The organism is Actinophytocola sp. (assembly GCF_035712165.1).
GTDB lineage: Bacteria > Actinomycetota > Actinomycetes > Mycobacteriales > Pseudonocardiaceae > DASYTH01.
In genome coordinates, this window is sequence record NZ_DASTBH010000428.1 from 1 (window position 1) to 2101 (window position 2101).

General features: G+C 71.0%; 1 protein-coding gene. It reads right to left on the reverse strand.

All coding sequences use genetic code 11. The features are described 5' to 3' along the window. Window positions 1-9 precede the first annotated feature (9 nt). Window positions 10-1869, reverse strand: a complete 1860-nt coding sequence (locus VFO68_RS23655; RefSeq protein WP_325160558.1) for a 2-oxoacid:acceptor oxidoreductase subunit alpha — start codon at window positions 1867-1869, stop codon at window positions 10-12. Window positions 1870-2101: the final 232 nt, after the last annotated feature.

Consider the following 2101-nt stretch of genomic DNA (forward strand, 5'->3'; position numbering starts at 1 on the left):
ATCGTCGGGCTAGCCATTCTTGACCACGTCCTCCAGCATGTCCTCCAGCTCGGCGGCGGTGAACGGCAGGCCGCGGACCTGGTTGAAAGGGATCGCGTCGACGAGGTAGCGGGCCCGGATGACGTGGGCGAGCTGGCCCAGGTTCATCTCCGGGATGATCACCTTGTCGTAGGCCTTGAGCACCTCGCCCAGGTTGGCCGGCAGCGGCGACAGGTGCCGCAGATGCGCCTGCGCGATCGGCAGGCCGCGCTGGCGCAGCGCCCGGCAGGCGGCGCCGATCGGCCCGTACGTCGAACCCCACCCGAGCACCAGCACCCGGGCCGAGCCGTCCGGGTCCTCCACCTCGACGTCGGGCACTCCGATCGCCTCGATCCGGGCCGCCCGGGTGCGCACCATGAAGTCGTGGTTGGCCGGGTCGTACGAGATGTCCCCGGTCTTGTCCGCCTTCTCCAGGCCGCCGATCCGGTGCTCCAGGCCCGGCGTGCCCGGGATGGCCCACGGCCGGGCCAGCGTCTGCGGGTCCCGCAGGTAGGGCAGGAACGTGCCGTCCTCGCCGTTCGGCGCGGTGGCGAACTCCACCCGCAGGTCCGGCAGCGACTCGACGTCGGGCAGCAGCCACGGCTCCGAGCCGTTGGCGACGTAGTTGTCCGACAGCAGGATCACCGGCGTGCGGTACGTCAGGGCGATCCGGGCCGCCTCGATCGCGGCGTGGAAGCAGTCCGACGGCGAGCGCGGCGCGACCACCGCCACCGGTGCCTCGCCGTGCCGGCCGAACAGCGCCATGTTCAGGTCGGCCTGCTCGGTCTTGGTCGGCATGCCGGTGGACGGGCCGGCCCGCTGCACGTCCACGATCACCAGCGGCAGCTCCAGCGCAACGGCCAGGGAGATCGTCTCGCCCTTGAGCGCGACGCCCGGCCCGCTGGTGGTGGTGACGCCGAGCGCGCCGCCGTACGAGGCGCCCAGCGCGGCGCCGATCGCGGCGATCTCGTCCTCGGCCTGCATCGTGGTGATGCCGAACTTCTTGTGCTTGCTCAGCTCGTGCAGGATGTCCGACGCCGGAGTGATCGGGTAGGCGCCGAGGAAGATCGGCAGCCCGGAGCGGACCCCGGCGGCGATCAGGCCCATCGCGAGCGCGCCGTTGCCGGTGACGTTGCGGTACGTGCCGGGGCGCATCCGGGCCGGCTTTACCTCGTACCGGACCGCGAAGTCCTCGGTGGTCTCGCCGAAGTTCCAGCCCGCCTTGAACGCGGTGATGTTGGCCGCGGCCAGCTCCGGCCGGGCGGCGAACTTGCGCTCCAGGAAGCGCAGCGTCGAGGCGTGCGGGCGGGAGTACATCCAGGACAGCAGCCCGAGCGCGAACATGTTCTTCGCCCGTTCCCCGTCCTTCTTGGAGACGTCGTTGGCCTCCAGCGCCCGCAGCGTCATGCTGGTCAGCGCGACCGGGTGCAGGACGTACCCGTCCAGCGAGCCGTCCGTCAGCGGGTCGGCGGCGTACCCGACCTTGGCCAGGTTGCGCTTGGTGAACTCGTCGGTGTTGACGATGATGTCGGCACCGCGGGGCAGGTCGCCCAGATTCGCCTTCAGCGCCGCCGGGTTCATCGCCACCAGCACGTTCGGCGCGTCGCCCGGGGTCAGGATGTCGTAGTCGGCGAAGTGCACCTGGAAGCTGGACACGCCTGGGAGGGTGCCGGCCGGCGCGCGGATCTCGGCGGGGAAGTTCGGCAGCGTGGAGATGTCGTTCCCCAGCTGAGCGGTCTCCGAAGTGAACCGGTCACCGGTCAACTGCATGCCGTCGCCGGAGTCGCCCGCGAACCGGATCACCACCCGGTCGAGTCGACGGATCTCCTTGGCGGCGGCGCCACCGGGCACGGCGCCACCGTCACCGGTGGCGTTGACGTGACTGGTGACCTCGCTCTGCTCGGTCACGGACCTGACCTCCTCGCCAGCCGGCGGTGGTGCGACGGGGGCTTCGCACGCATAACCAGGCGACCCACCGACTCCCCGGCGTCAACCGGCTCGGCCGGACCTTGGGCCGCCCGCTTCTTCCTACACCGGAAAGCGTACGTCGGCAGCCCCTGTCGCCCTGTCAAGGGTACGACCC